The 19,600-nt window shown below is 72.4% G+C and carries 15 protein-coding genes; 10 read left to right on the top strand and 5 right to left on the bottom strand.

Features of this window, described 5'->3' with window-relative positions:
* From AO398_RS23750 to AO398_RS23740, 3 genes are all read right to left on the bottom strand, one after another.
* Positions 1-1,523 (bottom strand): efflux RND transporter permease subunit (locus tag AO398_RS23750; RefSeq protein ID WP_201025821.1); only part of this gene is annotated, 1,523 nt, incomplete at its 3' end.
* 516 nt (positions 1,524-2,039) lie between these two features.
* Positions 2,040-3,140: a hypothetical protein gene (locus tag AO398_RS23745; RefSeq protein ID WP_058194642.1), complete on the bottom strand. Its 1,101-nt coding sequence runs from the start codon at positions 3,138-3,140 to the stop codon at positions 2,040-2,042.
* Between the two features lie 113 nt (positions 3,141-3,253).
* Positions 3,254-4,519, bottom strand: a complete 1,266-nt coding sequence (locus AO398_RS23740) for a histidine kinase dimerization/phosphoacceptor domain -containing protein (protein ID WP_201025820.1) — start codon at positions 4,517-4,519, stop codon at positions 3,254-3,256.
* A gap of 180 nt (positions 4,520-4,699) precedes the next feature.
* Between AO398_RS23740 and AO398_RS23735 the strand changes: the two genes are divergently transcribed.
* The 10 genes from AO398_RS23735 (at position 4,700) to AO398_RS23690 (ending at position 15,426) form a co-directional block, all read left to right on the top strand.
* A complete protein-coding gene (locus tag AO398_RS23735) occupies positions 4,700-4,963 on the top strand; it encodes a hypothetical protein (protein ID WP_058194641.1) in 264 nt (87 codons plus the stop codon).
* A gap of 103 nt (positions 4,964-5,066) precedes the next feature.
* A complete protein-coding gene (locus tag AO398_RS23730) occupies positions 5,067-5,288 on the top strand; it encodes a DUF2945 domain-containing protein (protein WP_058194640.1) in 222 nt (73 codons plus the stop codon).
* 121 nt (positions 5,289-5,409) lie between these two features.
* Entirely contained in the window at positions 5,410-5,910 is a 501-nt protein-coding gene (locus AO398_RS23725; protein ID WP_058194639.1) for a (2Fe-2S)-binding protein, read from the top strand.
* On the top strand, positions 5,907-6,947 hold the full coding sequence (locus tag AO398_RS23720) for a xanthine dehydrogenase family protein subunit M (protein ID WP_058194638.1): 1,041 nt from the start codon (positions 5,907-5,909) through the stop codon (positions 6,945-6,947). The genes AO398_RS23725 and AO398_RS23720 overlap by 4 nt, the downstream gene beginning before the upstream one ends.
* An 11-nt stretch (positions 6,948-6,958) precedes the next feature.
* Positions 6,959-9,217, top strand: a complete 2,259-nt coding sequence (locus tag AO398_RS23715) for a xanthine dehydrogenase family protein molybdopterin-binding subunit (RefSeq protein ID WP_058194637.1) — start codon at positions 6,959-6,961, stop codon at positions 9,215-9,217.
* Positions 9,218-9,868: 651 nt separating this feature from the next.
* The gene (gene ytfQ / locus AO398_RS23710) at positions 9,869-10,807 is read left to right on the top strand and encodes a galactofuranose ABC transporter, galactofuranose-binding protein YtfQ (RefSeq protein ID WP_201025822.1); all 939 of its coding nucleotides are present in this window, start codon (positions 9,869-9,871) and stop codon (positions 10,805-10,807) included.
* 28 nt (positions 10,808-10,835) lie between these two features.
* Complete coding sequence (locus AO398_RS23705) at positions 10,836-12,374, top strand: sugar ABC transporter ATP-binding protein (protein WP_082643424.1); 1,539 nt, start codon at positions 10,836-10,838, stop codon at positions 12,372-12,374.
* A complete protein-coding gene (locus tag AO398_RS23700) occupies positions 12,374-13,345 on the top strand; it encodes an ABC transporter permease (RefSeq protein ID WP_058194635.1) in 972 nt (323 codons plus the stop codon). The genes AO398_RS23705 and AO398_RS23700 overlap by 1 nt, the downstream gene beginning before the upstream one ends.
* Positions 13,345-14,358, top strand: a complete 1,014-nt coding sequence (gene yjfF, locus AO398_RS23695; protein ID WP_058194634.1) for a galactofuranose ABC transporter, permease protein YjfF — start codon at positions 13,345-13,347, stop codon at positions 14,356-14,358. The genes AO398_RS23700 and yjfF overlap by 1 nt, the downstream gene beginning before the upstream one ends.
* Positions 14,359-14,478: 120 nt before the next feature.
* Positions 14,479-15,426: a dihydrodipicolinate synthase family protein gene (locus tag AO398_RS23690; RefSeq protein WP_058194633.1), complete on the top strand. Its 948-nt coding sequence runs from the start codon at positions 14,479-14,481 to the stop codon at positions 15,424-15,426.
* 92 nt (positions 15,427-15,518) lie between these two features.
* Here the strand turns inward: AO398_RS23690 and AO398_RS23685 are convergent, their stop codons facing one another.
* Both AO398_RS23685 and AO398_RS23680 read right to left on the bottom strand, forming a co-directional pair.
* Positions 15,519-17,948 carry a membrane-bound PQQ-dependent dehydrogenase, glucose/quinate/shikimate family gene (locus AO398_RS23685; protein ID WP_058194632.1) on the bottom strand — a complete coding sequence of 810 codons (2,430 nt, stop codon included), beginning with the start codon at positions 17,946-17,948 and terminating at the stop codon, positions 15,519-15,521.
* 230 nt (positions 17,949-18,178) lie between these two features.
* Positions 18,179-19,276 (bottom strand): efflux RND transporter periplasmic adaptor subunit, encoded by a 1,098-nt coding sequence (locus AO398_RS23680; RefSeq protein WP_244498874.1) that lies wholly within the window; start codon positions 19,274-19,276, stop codon positions 18,179-18,181.
* Positions 19,277-19,600 lie beyond the last annotated feature (324 nt).

Here is a 19,600-nt window from a genome sequence, read left to right as displayed (position 1 = left end):
AGCAGCACCCGGTCGAGGTCGTCGGTCACCGTCAGCGCCACCAGCAGCGAGGCCAGCACGGCGGCGATGTAGGCGAGCGCCAGGGGCCCGAACAGGCGGCCGGCCACGCCGGTGAGCGCCAGCACCGGCAGGAACATCAGCAGCACCGCCAGGGTGGCGTAGGCGACCGCGCCGCGGACCTCCAGGATGGCGTCGAACACCACCCGGGGGCCCCCGCCCTTCCCTTTCGCCCGAGCCTCGCGCAGGCGCCGGGCGACGTTCTCGACGCCGATCACCGCGTCGTCCACCACCTCGCCGATGGCGAGCGCCAGCCCGCCCAGCGTCATGGTGTTGAGGCTCTCGCCCCAGGCCTGGAGGGCGAGCGCCGCGGCGATCAGCGAGAGCGGGATCGCGGCCGCGCTGATCAGGGCCGTGCGCCAGTCGGCCAAAAAAACCAGCAGGACGACGACCACCAGGGCGCCGCCCAGCATCAGCGCCTGGAGGACGTTGCCGTTGGCGACGTCGACGAAGTTCGCCGGGCGGAACAGGTCGGCGTGCAGGCTGACCCCGGCCCGCACCAGGGCCGGCCGCAGCTCCGCCAGGGCCGCCTCGAGGCGCCGTGTCACCGTCCGCGTGTCGACGCCGACCTGGGCGCCGACCATCAGCAGGACCCCGGGCTTGCCGTCGACCAGGGCGGCGCCGATCGCCGGCTCGGGGGCCGCCAGGACGGTGGCGACGTCGGCCAGGACCACGCTCGCCCCGCCCTCGTTGACCAGCACGGTGCGCCCCAGCGCCTCCGGGGTGAGCGACTGCCCCTCGGTGCGCAGGACCACCCGCTGGCTCGGCGTGTCCACGAAGCCGGCGCCCCGCACCCCCGTGGCCTTGCGGGCGGCCGCCAGCACGTCGTTGAGCCCGACCCGGTAGCGGATCAGGTCGTCGGGGCGGACCTGCACCTGGAGCGAACGCACGGCGCCGCCATAGACCGAGACCTGCGCGATGCCCGGCACCGCCTGGAGGCGCAGCCGGACCGTCCAGTCGGCCAGCGTGCGCAGGTCCATGGCGCTGCGGCTGTCCGAGGTCAGCCCGATCAGCAGCACCGTCGAGGTGGAGGAGGTCAGCGCCGTCATGGCGGGCGCCATCACGCCCTGCGGCAGCCGTCCGGCCAGGGCCGCCAGCCGCTCGTTGACCCGCTGGCGCACCCGGTCGACGTCGCTGCCGGCCCGGAACGCGGCGCTGATCACCGACAGGCCCTGGATCGAGGAGGAGCGCAGGGTCTCCAGCCCGGGCAGGCCGCCCACCGCCCCCTCGATCGCCTGGGTGACCAGGACCTCGACCTGCTCCGGATCGAGGCCGGGCGCCTCGGTCTGGATCGTCACGGTGGGCGGCGCGAATTCCGGAAAGACGTCGTAGCGGGCGCTGCGCAGGGCGTAGAGGCCGAAGGCCAGGAGGGCGCAGGCCAGGGCCAGCACCACGCGCGGCCGCCGCACCGAGAACACGACCAGCCCGGCCTGGGGGCCGCGGGGCAGGGGCTCGGCGCCGCTCACGGAACGCCCTCCCCGTCGGATCCCGGGTCTCCGAAGGGCTTGCAGCCCGTCGGCCGGATTCGCGGCCGGATGTCGGGACTTGGCCCCCGCGCGCAGGGCTCCGCCCCGCACCCGCAAAAAGTCCCAGACCCAGCCCTTTCAAGGTGTTGGTCTGAGAGCCAGGCCACGGCGTCGGGCCGGTCTGCACGGCCCTTTTCCCGGGCGCATGCAGCGCCAGCGGAATGCGACCCGGGACCTAGCACAATACGGCGCGCAGCGTCCGTCTGATCGACCTGTGCCGCTGGCGCGGCGCTTCGCGTGCTGGGTCCCGGATCAGGTTCCGCTTCGCTGCACCTGTCCGGGACAGGGGCGCGCGTGATTGGCTCGGGAGCGCCGATCCCACGACGCGCACGTGGCCAAACACCTTCAAAGGGCTGGGTCCCGGACCTTTTGAAACCGGATCGTCCCGATCTTCGATCCCCTGTCGCCCGGACGGGCCCGGAGGTGCGCCCGATGGCAGCGCGAGCGGGAACGGCTCTAGTCATCGTCGTCGCCGGCGACCCGGATCTGGCCCTTCATCTCCTCGGAGAGCAGGGCCTGGCCGCCCTTCAGCACGATCTCGCTGCCGTCGGGCAGGTCCTCGACCACGAAGGCGTCGGCCGAGAGCGGCGCGTCGGCCCGGACCGGGTGGCGGACATAGCCGCCGCCCTGGACCCCCCGGTAGACCCAGGTGCCCCCCTCCCCGTGCACCACTGCGTCCTCCGGGACCAGCACCCCGGTGGCCGAGCGGGCGGCGGGCAGGAACGCCATCGTGCTCATGCCAGGCAGGAGGCCGCCCGCCCCGGAGACGCGGTAGAAGAAGCTCTGGCCCTGGATCCGGGGATCGGTGCGGGTCGCCGGGGAGACGAGGCGCAGGGCGACCCGGTCGCTCTGCGGCGGCACCTCCGCGAAGGCGGTTTCCGGCGGCGGGTTCAGGGTCTCGCCCGGGGGCAGGGTCACCTGCATCAGGAAGTCGGCGCGCTCGATCAGGCGGGTGACCAGCGGCCCCCGCTCGACGATGCCCCGGCCGAGCACCGGGCCCCATTCCTGCTGGGCGGTGGCCGCCAGGGTGCGCAGCTGCGATTCGGCGGCCGTGACGGCGGCCTGGTCGGTCAGCACGGTGGCCTCGACGGTCGCGATCTGGGCGGCCGCCATGGTGGCGGGGCCGAGGCTGCGGGCCCGCCGCGCCGCGCTGGCCGAGACCGCGGCCCGGGCCCGGGCGGTCTGGAGCCCCGCCACCGCGCCGGCATAGGCGTTGGTCAGCTCGGTCACCCGGGCGAGGTCGAGGACGCTGCCATAGGCGGTCAGCTCCTGGCGGTGGGGTTCGGCCGGCAGGATGGCGGTCTCGAGGCCGACCCGGGCGCGCTCCTCCGGGGTGAGCCGCACGATCGTGCGGCCGTCCTCCACGGCGACCCGCGCGGCGGCCTTCGGCTCCGGGACGCCCGCGGCTGGCGCAGCCGGCAAGACGGCGGTGACGAGGCCGTCCAAGGCAGCGAGCAGGGGTGCCCCCCGCGCGCGCAGGTCCGGACCGGGGAGGGCGGCGAGCGCGAGGACACCCGCCAGGGCCAGCCCTGCCAGCAGCACGCGCCGCCGTCGCATCCCGCCTCCTCCGCACGCGCCCGTCCCAGGCGAGTCCCGGCGGCGATTGCCACTTTTGCCCGGTTTATTCGTCCGAATCTACCTGAACTTGAGCGGCCCCGCGGGACGGATGCTCAGCCCGCCAGCGGCACCTCCAGCCGGAAGCAGGCCCCCTGCCCCGTCTGCGGCAGCGCGAGCGTGCCGCCGAGCTGCCGGGTCAGGCTGCCGACCACCCGCATGCCGAGGCTCTTCGAGGCGCGCCCGATCTCGAAATCCGCCGGCAGCCCGACGCCGTCATCCGTCACCTCGACCACCAGGCTGTCGAGTTCGCGCTCGGCCCGGACCCGGATCGCGCCGCCCGCCGGGTGGGTCTCGGGCGGGTAGGCGTATTTGAGGGCGTTGGTGACGAGTTCGTTGACGAGGAGCCCGATCGGGATCGCCCGGTCGGCCGAGATCCGCTGCGGGGCCGCCGTGCAGGTGAGGTGCAGGCCCGGCGCGCCGCTGTCGAGATTGGCGACCAGCTTCTCCAGGAAGGGCGCGAGGTCGAGCTCGCCGGGCACGCCCTCCCCCTCCCCATCCCCGGCCTTGTCCCCGATCTTGTCACCCTGCCGCCAGAGCTGGTCGTGGACGCCGGCGATGGCCTCGACGCGGCTGCGCGCATCCGACAGGGCCGCCTGCACGGCGGGCTCGGCCTCGGCGGCCCGGGCCTGGAGGGCGAGCAGGCTCGCCACGATGGCGAGGCTGTTCTTGACCCGGTGGCTCATCTCGCGGGCCAGGAGGTCCTGCCGGGCGAGCGCGGCGCGCAGCAGGGTCTCGGTCCGCTGGCGCTCGATCGCGCCGCCGAGCAGGTTGGCGAAGCCCTGCATGAAGGCGATGTCGGCCTCCTCGAACATGCCCTCGCGGGTGTCGTCCACCTCCAGCACCCCGAAGGCGCCGTCCCGGTTCTCGATCAGCACGTTGATCGCCCGGCGGATGCCGTGCTCGGCCATGAGCTGGGGCGTGCGGAAGCGGGTCTCCTCGGCCAGGTGGTTCGAGATCACCGGGCTGCCGGTCTTGAGGGCGAAGCCCGCCGGGGAGGCGAGGTCGGCCCCGACCCGGGCCTGCCCGATCACGTCGGGCCCCCAGCCGACGCCGGCGCGCACCAGCAGCGTGTCCTCGCCGCGGCGGTATTCCAGCGCCTTGCAGAACTCGGCGCCCATCCCCTGCGCGCACAGCTCCGCGGCCCGCTGCAGCAGGTGGTCGACATCGGTGCCGCGCAGGGCCTCGACGCCGAACTCGGACAGGATCACCTGCTGGCGCAGGCGGTAGCCGAGATCGGGCGGCGCGAGGCCCGGCGCGGCAGGGTCCTCAGGGGCGTCCGGGCTGGGTTCCACGGCGGTGCGATCGATCTGTGCGGTCATGGGCGGCGGCAGAGTAGCAGGAAGGCGGTCCCAGGGCGACGCGGGTCCGCCTAGCCCCCGGCGGAGCCCCCCGTCGTCGCACCGGATCGTCGCACCGGATCGTCGCACCCCTGCCCGCCCCCGGAGCCCTCGGCGCCGGGCGGCGTTCCGTCAGTCCAACCCGTCTCGATGGAGGGCCCCATGGCCGACGATGTGAACGGACTCTCCGACAAGGCGCTCTCGATCTTCGCCTTCGCGGCCTATCACCGCCTCGTCAGCGGCGAGCGGGTCACCTCGGTCATCCGCAAGGATGGCGCCGGGCACGAGGCCGATCCGGCGGGCGTGAAGGAGCTGGAAGAGCGCGGCCTCGTCACCGCCGGCGAGACCGGCATCGATCTCGGTGACACCGCCCAGGCGACCGTGGAGGCGATGGTCGCGGCGTTGCGCGGGGCAGTCGGGCGCTGAAGGGACGCCTAGGTCGCTCGGCTGCGGCATTCCGGCCGGGGATACCCGGGAACGCCCCCGCCCCCGGCGGCCTTCTCCCGCACCGAAACGATGGAGCGCGCGGATGAGCAAGGCGGACGTGAAGACCGGCGACGACGTGTCCTACAAGTGGGGCAAGGGCAAAGTCGAAGGCGAGGTCACCAAGGTCCACACCAAGGACGTCGAGAAGACCATCAAGGGCAACACGGTCAAGCGCGAGGCCTCGAAGGACGAGCCCGCCGTGGAGATCAAGACCGAGAAGGGCCAGACGGTGCTCAAGTCCGTCTCCGAGGTGACGGTCAAGTAAGCCGATCCGCGCAGCCCGCCCGGCTGGTGGAGTAGCGCACATGATCCCCGCCCCGGGTCTCGCCGGGGGCGGGGCGCCGGCTATCTGTAACGGTTCCAGCCTTTGCCAGCCGGGACCCAGCATGCATATTCCCCTCAGGCTCACCCTGAACGGGCAGGCCCGCGAGATCGTCCTCGACGATCCGCGCGTCACCCTCCTCGACCTCCTGCGCGAACGCCTCGGCCTGACCGGCGCCAAGAAGGGCTGCGATCGCGGCCAGTGCGGCGCCTGCACGGTGCTGGTCGACGGGCGGCGGATCAACGCCTGCCTGACGCTCGCCGTAAGCCTCGACGGCGCCGAGATCCTGACCATCGAGGGGCTGGCCGAGGGCGACCGGCTGCACCCGGTCCAGGCCGCCTTCATCGCCCATGACGGCTTCCAGTGCGGGTTCTGCACCCCCGGCCAGATCATGAGCGCGGTCGGGCTGATCCGCGAGGGCCAGGCCGGCACCGATCCCGAGCGCATCCGCGAGGGCATGAGCGGCAACCTCTGCCGCTGCGGCGCCTATGCCGGCATCCTCGACGCGGTGCAGGAGGCCTCGCGCCCCACCGGACAGGTCGAGCAGCGGGAGGACGCGGCGTGAGAAACTTCGACTACATCCGCCCCGCGAGCCTGCCCGAAGCCGCCGCGGCCGGGCAGCTTCCCGACACCGCCTATCTCGCCGCCGGCACCAACCTGGTCGACCTGATGAAGGGCGGCGTCACCGCCCCCGCCCGGATCGTCGACATCACCCGGCTGCCGGGTCTCTCCAGCATCGAGACGCTGCCGGACGGCGGCACGCGAATCGGCGCGCTCGTCCGCAACAGCGACCTCGCGCACGACCCGGTCTTCGCGAAGACCTACCCGATGGTGGCCGACGCCGTGCTGGCCGGCGCCTCGGCGCAGCTGCGCAACGCCGCGACAGTCGGTGGCAACCTGATGCAGCGCACCCGCTGCCCGTTCTTCACCGACGCGGTCTCAGCCTGCAACAAGCGCGCGCCCGGCTCCGGCTGCGCGGCGCTCGGGCACGCCACCCGGATTCACGCCGTCCAGGGCTGGAGCGAGCAGTGCATCGCCACCAACCCGTCCGATTTCTGCGTGCCGCTCGCCGCCCTCGACGCTGTGGTCGAGATCGCCGGGCCGGACGGCACGCGTGAAGTGCCGCTCACCGCCTTCCACACCCTGCCCGGCGACCACCCGGAGCACGAGACGGCGCTGCGCCCGGCCGAGCTGATCACCGCCCTGCGCCTGCCCCCCGAGGCGGGCTCGTTCCGGGGCAACGCCCGCTACCTCAAGGTCCGCGACCGCACCTCCTACGCCTTCGCGGTGGTCTCGGCCGCCGCCGCCCTCACGTTCGAGGGCGAAACGATCGGCCGGGCCCGGCTCGCCTTTGGCGGGCTCGCGCTCAAGCCCTGGCGGGTGGAGGCGGCCGAGGCCGCGCTCGCCGGCCAGGCGCCCTCCCCCGAGGCCTACGCCAAGGCCGCCGCCCTGGCGCTCGACGGCGCCAAGCCCACCGGCGAGGCCAACGCCTTCAAGATCGAACTCGCCCGCCGCGTCGCGGTCCGGGCGCTGACGCTGGCGGCCGCCGGGACGCCTGCGCGGATCCCGGCGCTTCCCGCCTCCCCGTTCGGCATCGTCTGAGGACAGACCGCATGACCGCGACCGCTACGCCCCTGAATCCCGCCGCCGGCACCCGCCACGGCTCCAGCATCGGCCAGCCGCTGACCCGGCGGGACGGCCCGCTCAAGGTGACCGGCCAGGCCCGGTTCTCCGCCGACAACCTGCCCCCCGGCACGCTGCACGCGGCGCTCTGCGTCGCCCGGATCGCCAAGGGCCGGGTCACCGGCCTGAACCGGTCCGCCGCCGAGGCCCATCCGGGCGTCGTCGCGGTGATGACTCCGGAGAACGCCCCGAAGCTCGCCCAGGACCCGGACGCCAAGGCCGGCCCGTTCATCTTCCGCCTGGACCTGCTGCAGAACGACCGGGTCCGCTACGCCAACCAGCCGATCGCCGTGGTGATCGCCGAGACGCTTGAGGCCGCCACCGAGGGCGCGCGGCTGCTGGCGCCGACCTACGCGACCGAGACGCCGCGCATCGGCCTCGATGCGGGTGACGTGTTCACCCCGGATTCCGTCGGCGTCGGCGCGGCCCCGTCCGAGAGCGATGGCGATGTCGAGGCGGGCCTGGCGGCGGCGTCGCGCACCATCGCGGCCACCTACGAGACCCCCGCCCAGTACCACAACGCCATGGAGCCGCACGCGGCCCTGGCCCAGTGGGACGGCGACCGGCTGACCCTCCACATGCCGACCCAGGGCCTGGCGATCTCGCAAGGCCGGCTCGCCGGGCTGTTCGGAATCAAGCCCGACGACATCCACATCGAGAGCCCCTATCTCGGCGGCGGCTTCGGCTCGAAGGGCGTGCCCTCGGGCCCACAGGTGCTCGCCTGCATGGCGGCCAAGCTCGTCGGACGCCCGGTCAAGCTGGTGCCGACCCGGTCGCAGATGTACGGGCCGATGGGCCATCGCGGCCCGACCCGCCAGACGCTGCGGCTCGGCACCGACGCGGCCGGCAAGCTCACGGCGCTCGACCACCATATCCTCACCGCCTCCTCGAGCTTCGACGACTTCTTCGAGCCGGCGGGCCGGGCGACCAGCACCCTCTACGCCAGCCCGGCCATCGCGATCCGGCACGAGGCGGTGCGGCTCGATACCGGCACGCCCCTGTTCATGCGCGCCCCCGGCGAGGCCACCGGCAGCGTCGCCCTGGAGAGCGCGCTCGACGAGATGGCCCACGAACTCGGCATGGATCCGCTGGAGTTCCGGCTGGCCAACTACGCCGAGGTCGAGCCGATCACCGGAAAGCCGTTCTCCTCCAAGGCCCTGCGCGAGTGCTACCGGCGCGGCGCCGAGGCCTTCGGCTGGGCCGGACGCCCGCTCCAGCCCCGCCAGACCCGGGACAAGGACGGCTTCCTGGTCGGCATCGGCATGGGCACCGCCACCTTCCCGGCCCTGATCTTCGAGGGGATGGCCCGGGCCGAGATCCGCGCCGACGGCACCGGCACGGTGGAGCTCGGGGCGATCGACATGGGCCAGGGCGCCTGGACGGCGCTCGCCCAGATCGCCGCCGACGGGCTCGGGATCGGCATGGAGGCGCTGACCTTCCGGATGGGGTCTTCCGATCAGCCGAATGCCGGCATCGCGGGCGGCTCGGGCCACACCGCCACGGCCGGCAACGCGATCCATGCCGCGGCCGGCGACGTGATCGCCCAGCTGGCCAAGCTCGCCACCGACGACCCCGCCTCCCCGCTCTACGGCGCGGGCAATGCCGGAGTCACCGCGGCGGGCGGGCGCCTGACCCGGCAGGACGATTCGAGCCGCAGCGAATCGTTCGCCGACATCCTCAAGCGGGCCGGGCGGGCGAGCATCGAGGGCCAGGGCGAGGCCGATGCCGACCCGGCGGCCCAGAAATCCTACGCGATGCACGCCCACGGGGCGGTCTTCGCCGAGGTGAAGGTCGATCCTGACTTGGGCCAGATCCGGGTCAGCCGGCTGGTCGGCGCCTTCGCGGCCGGCCGGGTGATCAACCCCCGGCTGGTCCAGAGCCAGTATTACGGCGGGATGATCTGGGGCCTGTCCTTCGCCCTGCACGAGCGGGCCGAGATGGATCCGCGTACCGGCCGCTTCCTCAACGACAACCTGGCCGAGTACCACCTGCCGGTGAATGCCGACATCCCGGCCATGGAAGCGATCCTGGTCCACGAGGAGGATTCCGTGGTGAACGCGCTCGGCGTGAAGGGCGTCGGCGAGATCGGCATCACCGGCACGGTGGGCGCCATCGCCAACGCCGTCTGGCACGCCACCGGCGTGCGGGTGCGCGAGATGCCGATCACCCTGGACAAGCTCCTGGGCTGAGCCCGGCGGGCCGGACGGATTTTTTTCCGCCCGGCTCCCCGCTTCCGACGACTCGAACGGCCAGAACCCTGCCCTGTCGGGCAGGGTTTTTTGTTGTTTGCCGGGCCGCTTGCCCCGACCGAGGGACGGCACAGGCTCGCGGTTTGAAAAGTAGGTCGCCGCAGAGAGGCTACGCCCTCCCTCCCCCCCTTTGCGGGGGAGGGAGAACCGCGTCGATCCCAGCCCTCCTTAAACTCATACAATTCTATCACCGAAGAACTGCTGGCTCGGCGAATCACCGACCCGCCACCCGTCGGCAAACCGGCATGTGCGCGCCCATCCGCCTCCCGGAATGCGCGACGGCAAAGGCGAAGCGTGCGCCTTGGAAGCCCGATGCGGAGGGATGGCCTCCATCGCTCCGAAATCCATCAACGATAATAAAGGTCTGGAATAGAGTGCTGTTTCACCGGGCGTGTTGTCGCTGTTCCGGTCCGAATAGTGCCGGCGCCCTGGCCTCGCCCATGGGCCCGACGACCCCCAGGGATGCGTTGAGAGACCGGTTGTTCAACGCACCGTACATATGTCATACATATTCGGACCGAACGCCCTGAAGAGGCGGCGGGCGCATTCACAGGGGGGACGTCGATGAGAGGGACCATTTCCATCAAGGCCATGCTCGCGGGCGCGATTCTCGCGTGGGCTGGCGGGGCCCAAGCGGCTTCGCTGACCGTCGGGTTCTCGCAGATTGGTTCCGAATCCGGCTGGCGTGCCGCCGAGACCACCGTGACCAAGGACGAGGCCAGGAAGCGCGGCATCACCGTCAAGATCGCCGACGCGCAGCAGAAGCAGGAGAACCAGATCAAGGCGATCCGGTCCTTCGTGGCCCAGGGGGTCGACGGGATCCTACTCGCCCCGGTGGTCGCCACCGGCTGGGATGCGGTGCTCAAGGAAGCGCGCGACGCGAAGATCCCGGTGATCCTGCTCGACCGCGACATCGATCCCGCCGGCAAGGACCTCTACCTGACCGCCGTCACCTCCGACAGCGTCGAGGAGGGCCGCGTCGCCGGCGCCTGGCTGGCCAAGACGGTCGGCGAAAAACCCTGCGCCGTGGTCGAGCTCCAGGGCACGGTCGGCGCCAGCGTCGCCACCAACCGCAAGAAGGGGTTCGACGCCGCCATCGCGCCCCACGCCAACATCAAGCTCGTGCGCAGCCAGACCGGCGACTTCACCCGGGCCAAGGGCAAGGAGGTGATGGAGAGCTTCATCAAGGCCGAGGGCGGCCATTCGATCTGCGCGGTCTACGCCCACAACGACGACATGATGGTCGGCGCCATCCAGGCGATGAAGGAGGCCGGCCTGAAGCCCGGCAAGGAGATCCTGACGGTCTCGATCGACGCGGTGCCCGACATCTTCAAGGCGATGGCCGCCGGCGAGAACAACGCCACCGTCGAGCTCACCCCCGACATGGCCGGCCGCGCCTTCGACGCGCTCAAGGCCTACCGGGAGAAGGGCACCGTCCCGCCCAAATGGATCCAGACCGAGTCGAAGCTCTACACCGCCGCCGACGACCCGATGAAGGTCTACAACAGCAAGAAGACGCTCGGCTACTGACGCGCCGCCCGGCCTCTGCGATCGCATCGTGCCCGATTCCATCCTGCTCAGCGTCCGCGGGCTCTCGAAGAGCTTCGCCGGGCACCAGGCCCTCGCGGGGGTCGACTTCACCTTGCGCCGGGGCGAGATCCACGCCCTCCTCGGCGAGAACGGCGCCGGCAAGTCGACCTTCATCAAGACGCTCACCGGCGTCGTCCAGCGCGCCGCCGGCGAGGTCTGGCTCGAGGGCGCGCCGATCGCCCCGCGCTCGGCGGAAGCCGCGGCGCGGGCCGGCATCGCCACGGTCTACCAGGAGGTCGGCCTGCTGCCGAACCTCACCGTGGCCCAGAACTTGTTCCTCGGCCGCGAGCCGACCCGGTTCGGCCTCGTGCGCACCCGGGAGATGCGCCGGCGCGCCACCGCGCTGCTCGCGGATTTCGGCCTGTCGATCGATGTCGGCGCGCCGCTCGGCCGCTACCCGGTGGCGGTGCAGCACCTCGTGGCGATCGCCCGGGCGGTGGATCTCTCGGCCCGGGCGCTGATCCTCGACGAGCCGACCGCGAGCCTCGACACCCATGAGGTCACGGTGCTGTTCGGCGTGATGCGCCGCCTCGCCGGGCGGGGGATCGGCATCGTGTTCGTGACCCACTTCCTGGAGCAGGTCTACGCGATCACCGACCGGATCACGGTCCTGCGCAACGGCCGGCTGGTGACCGAGCGCGAGACCGCGCGCTTCCCGCGCCTCGAGCTGGTGCACACGATGCTGGGCCACGCCCTCGCCGAGACCGAGGCGGCGGCCCGGGCGGCGGACCGGGCGTCACAGAAAGAATCCGGGACGCCGGTCCTGCAGGCGGAGGGGCTCGGCAAGGCCGGCTACCTCCAGCCCATCGACCTCACGGTGGCAAGCGGCGAGGTGGTCGGCCTCGCAGGCCTCCTCGGCTCCGGGCGGACCGAGACCGCCCGCCTGCTGTTCGGTGCCGAGCGGGCCGATCGCGGCCGCATCCGGCTCGACGGCAGGCCGGTCCGGATCGCCGGCCCCCGGGACGCCCTGCGCCACCGGTTCGGCTACTGCCCGGAGGAGCGCAAGACCGAGGGCATCGTCGCCGACCTGACCGTGCGGGAGAACATCGTGCTGGCCCTGCAGGCCCGGCGCGGCCCGTTCCGGCCGCTGGGCCGGGCAGCCGAGGACAAGATCGCCCGCGACTTCATCGCGATGCTCGACATCCGCCCGCCCGATCCGGAGCGGCCGATCGGGCTCCTCTCCGGGGGCAACCAGCAGAAGGCGCTGCTGGCGCGCTGGCTCGCCACCGAGCCGCGCCTGCTGATCCTCGACGAGCCGACCCGCGGCATCGATGTCGGCGCCCATGCGGAGATCATCCGGCTGATCCGCCGGCTCTGCGACGAGGGCCTCGCCCTCCTGGTGATCTCCTCGGAGCTGGAAGAGATCGTGACCTATTCCGACCGGGTGATCGTGATGCGCGACCGCGCCCAGGTGGCCGAGCTCGCCGGCAGCGCGGTCGACCTCACCGCCATCCTCCGGGCGATCGCCGCCGAGGCGGCGCCCGCACCGGTCCCGGAACCCGCCTGATGCGCGTCCTTCGCTCCGGAGCGCCCCAGCTCCTCGCCTTCGCGGCCGTGCTCCTGGCCGACCGGCTGGCCTCCCCGCAATTCCTCGCGGTGCATCTCCAGGACGGGCGCCTGTTCGGCAGCCTGGTCGACGTGTTCAACCGCGGCGCGCCGGTGGCGCTGCTGTCGCTCGGCATGGTGCTGGTGGTGGCCACCGGCGGCATCGACCTGTCGGTGGGCGCCGTGATGGCGATCGCCGGGGCGGTCGCGGCGAGCCTGGCGGACAGCTATCCCCTGCCGGTGGTGCTTGCCGCCGCCCTCGGCACCGGGCTCGCCTGCGGGCTGTGGAACGGGTTCCTGGTGGCGAGCCTGCGGATCCAGCCGATCGTCGCCACCCTGATCCTGATGGTCGCCGGCCGGGGCATCGCCCAGCTGATCACCGAGGGGCGCATCGTCACCTTCGCGTCCTCCGAGCTGGCCTTCCTGGGCGGCGGCGCCCTGCTGGGCGTCCCCATGCCGGTGGTGCTGGTGCTCGTCATGCTCCTCCTGACCCTGGCCCTGGTGCGCGGCTCGGCGCTCGGCCTGATGATCGAGGCGACCGGGGGCAATGCCCGGGCCAGCGCGCTCGCCGGCATCGACACACGGTCGGTGACGGTGGCGGTCTATGCCTGGAGCGGCCTCTGCGCGGCGCTCGCCGGCGTGGTCGCGGCGGCCGACATCCTGGGGGCGGACGCCAACAATGCCGGGCTGTGGCTGGAGCTCGACGCGATCCTGGCCGTGGTGGTGGCCGGCTCGTCGCTGCTGGGCGGGCGGTTCAGCCTGTGGCTGGCGGTGCTCGGCGCGTTCATCATCCAGGCGATGAACACCGGCATCCTGCTCTCCGGCCTGCCGCCTGAGCTGAACCTCGTGGTCAAGGCCGCGGTGGTGCTGGCGGTGCTCCTCGTCCAGTCGCCCCGCCTGTCGGGCCTCACCCTGCTGCTGCGGAAGCCGTGATGAGCCGCAACCTCCCGGTCCTGGTCGCCGCGCTCCTGTTCGCGGCCGGCTACAGCCTCTGCGCCACGCAGTTCCCCGCCTTCCTGACCACCCGGGTCGTCGGCAACCTGCTCACCGACAACGCCTTCCTGGGCATCGTCGCGGTCGGCACGACCTTCGTGATCATCTCCGGCGGCATCGACCTCTCGGTCGGCTCCGTGGTCGGCTTCACCACGGTGTTCCTGGCGCTCGCCATCGACCGCTGGGGGATCCCGCCGCTCGCCGCCGCCCTGCTCGTGCTCGGGGCCGCCGTCCTGTTCGGCGCCGCGATGGGCGCGCTGATCCACGTCTTCGAGATGCCGCCCTTCATCGTGACGCTGGCCGGCATGTTCCTGGCCCGGGGCGCCGGCTTCCTGCTCTCCACCGAATCGGTCCCGATCAATGCGCCACTCTACAGCGCGGTCGCCGACCTGTCGGTGAGCCTGCCCGGCGGCGGGCGGCTGACCCTGACGGCCTGCGTGATGCTCGGCGTGTTCCTGGTGGGGGGGGTGCTGCTCCACGCCACGCGCTTCGGCGCCACAATCTACGCGCTGGGCGGCAGCCGCCACACCACCGGGCTGATGGGCGTGCCGGTCGGGCGCAACACGATCGCGATCTATGCCCTGTCGAGCCTGCTCGCCGCGCTCGCCGGGATCGTGTTCTCGCTGGACACCGCCTCGGGCACCCCGCTCTCGGCGGTGGGCGTCGAGCTCGACGCCATCGCCGCCGTGGTGATCGGCGGCACGCTGCTCACCGGCGGCCAGGGCGGCATCCTGGGCACGTTCCTCGGCGTGATGATCGGCGGCCTGATCCAGACGGCCATCACCTTCGACGGCACCCTGTCGAGCTGGTGGACCAAGATCGCCACCGGCCTGCTGCTCTTCGCCTTCATCGCCCTGCAGCAGGGCTCGGTGGCTCTGGCCGGGCGCCCCGGCCGGGCCGCCCGCCCCCGCGCGGAACAGCCGGTCGGCCGGCCGGCCGAAGCCCGCCCCTGACAGGGGCGGATCTTTTCGGCGAAGCCGGCGACCACCTTTGGGATGGATGCCCTATGATCCCCGCCCGCGCGGCCGCCCCCTCGGCTGCCCCCTTGCCGCGCGACGGAGGACAGAACCGGCATGCCCCTCACCAGCGATCTCCGCGGCGTCGTGCCGATCGCCCCGACGCCGTTCCACCCGGACGGCCGGATCGACGCGGTCTCCCTCGACCGGATGACCGACTTCTTCGGGGCTTCGGGGGTCGACGGCCTGACCATCCTCGGCCAGCTCGGCGAGGCCGGCAAGCTCGACCATGACGAAGGGCTCGCCGTCGCGAAACAGGTCCTCGGGCGCACCCGGCTGCCGGTGATCGTCGGCGTGACGGCGCCGGGCTTCGCGGCCATGCGGGCGCTCGCCCGCGAGGTGATGGAGATGGGCGCGGCCGGCGTGATGATCGCGCCGCCCAACACCCTGCGCACCGACGACCAGGTGGCCGGCTATTACCGCAACGCCGCCGAGGCGATCGGGCCGGACGTGCCCTTCGTCCTGCAGGATTATCCCCTCACCTTCTCGGTCCAGATGACGCCCGGCGTGATCCGCCGGATCGTGTCCGAGAACCCCTCCTGCGTGATGCTCAAGCACGAGGACTGGCCGGGTCTGGAGAAGATCTCGACCCTGCGGGGCTTTGAGGCGGACGGCGCGATGCGCCACATCGCGATCCTGGTCGGCAATGGCGGCCTGTTCCTGGATTTCGAGACCGAGCGCGGCGCCGACGGGGCCAATACCGGCTACGCCTTCCCGGAGATGCTGGTCGACGTGGTCCGCCTCGGCCGGGCGGGGGAGCGCGACGCCGCCCACGACCTGTTCGACGCCCACCTGCCCTACCTGCGCTACGAGCAGCAGCAGGGCCCGCTGGGGCTCGCGGTGCGCAAATACGTGTTCCAGCGCCGGGGAATCTTCGCCTCCGACGCCCAGCGCAAGCCGTCCCAGGCGCTCACCCCGCAGGCCAAGGCCGAAATCGAATACCTGCTGGCCCGCCTCGCCCGCACGGACGCGCGGGCGAAACTCCTGGATTCACAAGGTCTGTGACCTTGTGCGGGTCCAGGGCAGAGCCCTGGGATCGGGTATCGGGGCTCTGCCCCGATACCCCGCCAAAGGGCTGAGCCCTTTGGAATCTCCGCTCAGTCGAGCCGGTAGGCGATGACCGAGTCGCCCGGCGTGGTGCCGAGCGAGCCGTGGCCGCCGGCGGCGATGACCACGTATTGCTTGCCGTCCTTGCCCCGGTAGGTCATCGGCGTCGCCTGGCCGCCCGCGGGCAGCTTCATGGACCAGAGGGTCTCGCCGGTCTGCATGTCGTAGCCGCGGATCAGGTCGTCCAGGGCGGCGCCCGCGAAGGCGACCCCGCCGGCCGTGGTCAGGGTGCCGCCATGGGCGAGCATGCCCATCTCGAACGGGATCGGGAAGGTGACGCCGGCGACCTTCTGCCCGGCCACGGTGCCGTTACGATGCTTCCAGGCGGTGGTGCCGTCCGCGAGGTTCACCCCGACCCGCACGCCCCAGGGTGGCGCGTTGCAGGGCACGCCGAGCCCCGAGCGCATATGGGCGATCGACACCGCGTAGGGGCCGCCGAGATTCTCGTTGCCGGGCTTCGAATCCGGGTCGCCCGGGAACATCCGCTTGTTCGGCTCGCCCACGGGGCGCCGGACCAGCTGGTAGATGTAGGGCAGGTATTGCGGTGTCGCGATCATCCAGTGGTTGACCGGATCGACGGCCACGGAGCCCCAGTTGAACACCCCGATATTGCCCGGCCACACGAGCGAGCCCCCCGAGGCCTGCGGCGGCGTGAACGGGTTGCCGTCGTAGCGGTTCGACCGGAACGCGATGCGGCACTGGATCTGATCGAAGGGCGTCGTGCCCCACATCGCGGCCTCGGTCAGCGGCGCCGGGGTGAAGCGCAGCGCCGACATCGGCTGGGTGGGCGCGAGCGTCTCGCCCGGGATGTCGGTCTGCGTCGAGACCTTGACCTGCTCCACCGGGACGATCGGCGCGCCCGTGCGGCGATCCAGGACCCAGACGTTGCCGATCTTGGTCGGGATCAGGATCGCCGGCACCGCGGCGCCCTTGTGCGGCAGGGTCAGCAGCACCGGCTGGGACGGGTTGTCCCGGTCCCAGAGGTCGTGCGCCGCGGTCTGGAACTTCCAGATCAGCCGGCCGGTCTTCAGGTCGAGGGCCGCCAGGGCGTCGATGAAGGCCTCGTCCTCCTTGGAGCGCGACACGCCGACCTGGTCGGGCGACCGGTTGCCGAACGGCACGTAGACCTGGCCCAAGCCTTCGTCGGCCGCGAGCTGGGTCCAGGCCACCGCCGAGTTCGGCTCGTAGAGTTCGCCGGCCTTGAGCGGCGCGGTGTCCTCGGGCTTGCCGGCGTCGAACTTCCACACGATCGCGCCGGTGCGCACGTCGTAGGCGCGGATCGCCCCCGACGGGTTGGTCTCGTAGTAATTGTCGGCGATGGCGCTGCCGAGGATCACGAGGTCCCGGGTCACCAGCGGCGCCGAGGTCTCCTGGTAGGTCGCCCGCTGCAGGCCCGGCATCTGCGCCTTCAGGTCGACCGCGCCGTCGGTGCCGAAGCTCCGGCACGGGGCGCCGGTATCGGCGTTCAGGGCGTAGAGCTTGGCGTCCACCGAGGCCGCGATGATCCGGCGCGGGCATTCGGCGATCGCCGCGGCGGCGGCCTGGGCCTGAGCCGGATCAGTTTCGGCCGGCGCGACGTACGTGGCGGAGTCGTTGTAGGACACGCCGCGGCAGGTCTGGTGCTGGTACTGGGCGTCCCGCTGCATCTTGGGATCGAAGGACCAGACCACGCGGCCGGTCTCCGGCTCCAGGGCCCGGACGATGCTGTGCGGGGTGCAGAAATACAGCAGCCCGTTCACCTTGATGGGCGTCGCCTCAAAGGTGTATTCCTTCGAATCCTTGCTGTCGCCCTCGCGCAGGTCGCCGGTATGGTGCTCCCAGGCCACCGTGAGGCCGCGGACGTTGCCGGTGTTGATGTCCTTCAGCGCCGAGTAGCGCTGCCCGAGATTGGTGCCGCCATACGCGACCCAGTCGTCCGCCGGATAGGCGACGCCGCTCGGATCGACCGCGGCGTTCCCGGCCTCCGCGACCTTCGGCAGGCTGCCCTTCGTCTCCACCGGATCGACGAACCACGCCGCGACGCCCAGGATCGCCAGGAGCGCCACGACGGCGCGCAGAGCCAGCGGCCCGTTCCGCAGGCCCGGCGCCCAGGGGGATTGCGGCGCGTCCCGCAGGCCCCCCGGCACGAAGGGCAGGGACAGCAGCAGGCCGAGGAACAGGATCAGCGCGCCGCGCGGGATCCATTGCCACTTGTCGAACCCGACCTCCTGGATCGTCCAGGCGAAGGCGGCCGCCAGGGTGAGCGCGTAGAGCCAGAAACCGCTCTGGCGGCGCCGGGCGAGCTGGATCCCGGCGGCGAGCAGGCCGAGGCCGATTGCCGTGTAGAACGGCGATCCACCGACCGCCGCAAGCTTGTATCCGAAGCCGATGAGGGATAACCCCAGTAAAGCAGTCAGAAATCCTAAAAGTTTGACCGCCATCGCGACTGTGCCTGCTCTCTAGATCCGAACGAATTTTTGGATCTCGCGGCGGTGTCCCACGGAATACGCGCGCACCGACCCGATTCGGGCGGCTTATCTTCGCTGTAGCTGGCCCCAGGCTGTGCGGTGCACGCGGTGGTAGGTCGCCGGGCGGGATCGAACCCCGGCCTCCGTCATCTCGGCGCGTGCGGGAGGCGGCTCAGCCGTCGCTGCGGCTCACGTCCTGGCCTTCACGTCCCGGCCTTGCCCTCCGGCCGCAGCGCGACCGGGTCGCCGTCGCGCAGCGAGGCCGGCGGTCCGACCACGACCTGCTCGCCGCCGCTGAGGCCCGTGCGCAGCTCCAGCACCGTCCCGGTCTGGCGGAAGATCGTGACTGGGCGCATCCGCACCACCAGGCCCCCGTCCTGCCCCGCCTCCACCACCGCCACCCGCGTCCCGGCCTGGTCGAAGATCAGGGCGTCGTTCGGCACCGACACGGCGGGGGAGACCCGCGGGATCGCCAGCGTCAGGGTGATGTAGAGGCCGGCCTGCAGGGCCCGGTCCGGGTTGGGGATGTCGACTTGGGTCACCAGGGTGCGCGAAGCGTAGAGCAGCGTGGACGACGAGCGCGAGACCCGGCCGGGGAAGACCTTCCCGGGGAGCTGGGCCACCTCGGCCTGGGCCTCCAGGCCGTCGCGAACGCCGTCGGCCGCGTAGAGCGGCACGTTCACGGCCATGCGCAGCACGTCGTCCCGGGCCAGGGTCAGCAGCGGCAGGCCGGTGTTGGTGTCGGCCGTGACCGCGTCGCCGACATCGGTGTTGCGGGTGGTCACGACCCCGTCGAAGGGCGCGCGGATCTCCTCGAACCCGGTCAGGACCCTGAGCCGGGCGACCTGGGCCTCCTGGGCGGCGATGTTGGCCTCGGCGACCTTCACGGCCGCCTTGACCGCATCGACATTGGCGCCCTGCGCCAGCACCCCGGCCTGCGCGGTGTCGGCGTTCTGCCGGGTCTCGGCCCCGGTGCCGGCCAGCGTCGAGGTCCGCCGGTTGGTCACGTCCGCGAGGTGGCGGTTGGCCTCGGCCTGGTCGACCATGGCGCGGGCCTGGATCAGCGCCGCCTGCAATTGCAGGATCTGCGACTGTGCCTGGACGAGCTGCTGGTCGAGGTCCGGGGCGCTGATCCGGAAGAGCAGGTCGCCCCTCTTCACATGTGTGCCGATATCGACCTTGCGCTCGACGATGTAGCCGGTGGCCCGCGGGTAGAGGCTCGCCGTGTCGAAGGCCTGGGTGGTGCCGGTCTGGGTCAGGCTGAGGGTGTCGGAGGCCCGCTGGGCCTTGGCGACCCGCACGGTCTGCGGTTTCGTGGCGGCCGCCTGAGACGGCGGGCTCGCCGCCCGGGACGGGTCCGGCCAGTGGCGGGCGCCCCCGAGGCCCCCGCCCCCCCCCGCCCCCAGGCCGAGCCCCCAGCGGCCGCCGCCCGGCGGGGCCCCCGCCCCGCCCCCCCCCCCACCAGCCCCCCCCCCCCCCCCCCCGTGGGGCGCCCCGCCCGCGCCCCCAGCGGGGCGCGCGCCGCCGCGCCCCCTCCCCCGCCCGCCCCCCTCCCCGCCACCCCCACCACGCGCGCGGCCCGGGCCCCTGCCGGCGTCCGCCCCCCCGCGCGGCGCCCGTGGCGG

Origin of the sequence: Methylobacterium sp. GXS13 (assembly GCF_001455965.1) — a bacterium.
Classification (GTDB): Bacteria; Pseudomonadota; Alphaproteobacteria; order Rhizobiales; family Beijerinckiaceae; genus Methylobacterium.
The sequence above is the reverse complement of the archived record's forward strand: the minus strand, read 5'-3'. Positions and strand labels throughout refer to the sequence as shown.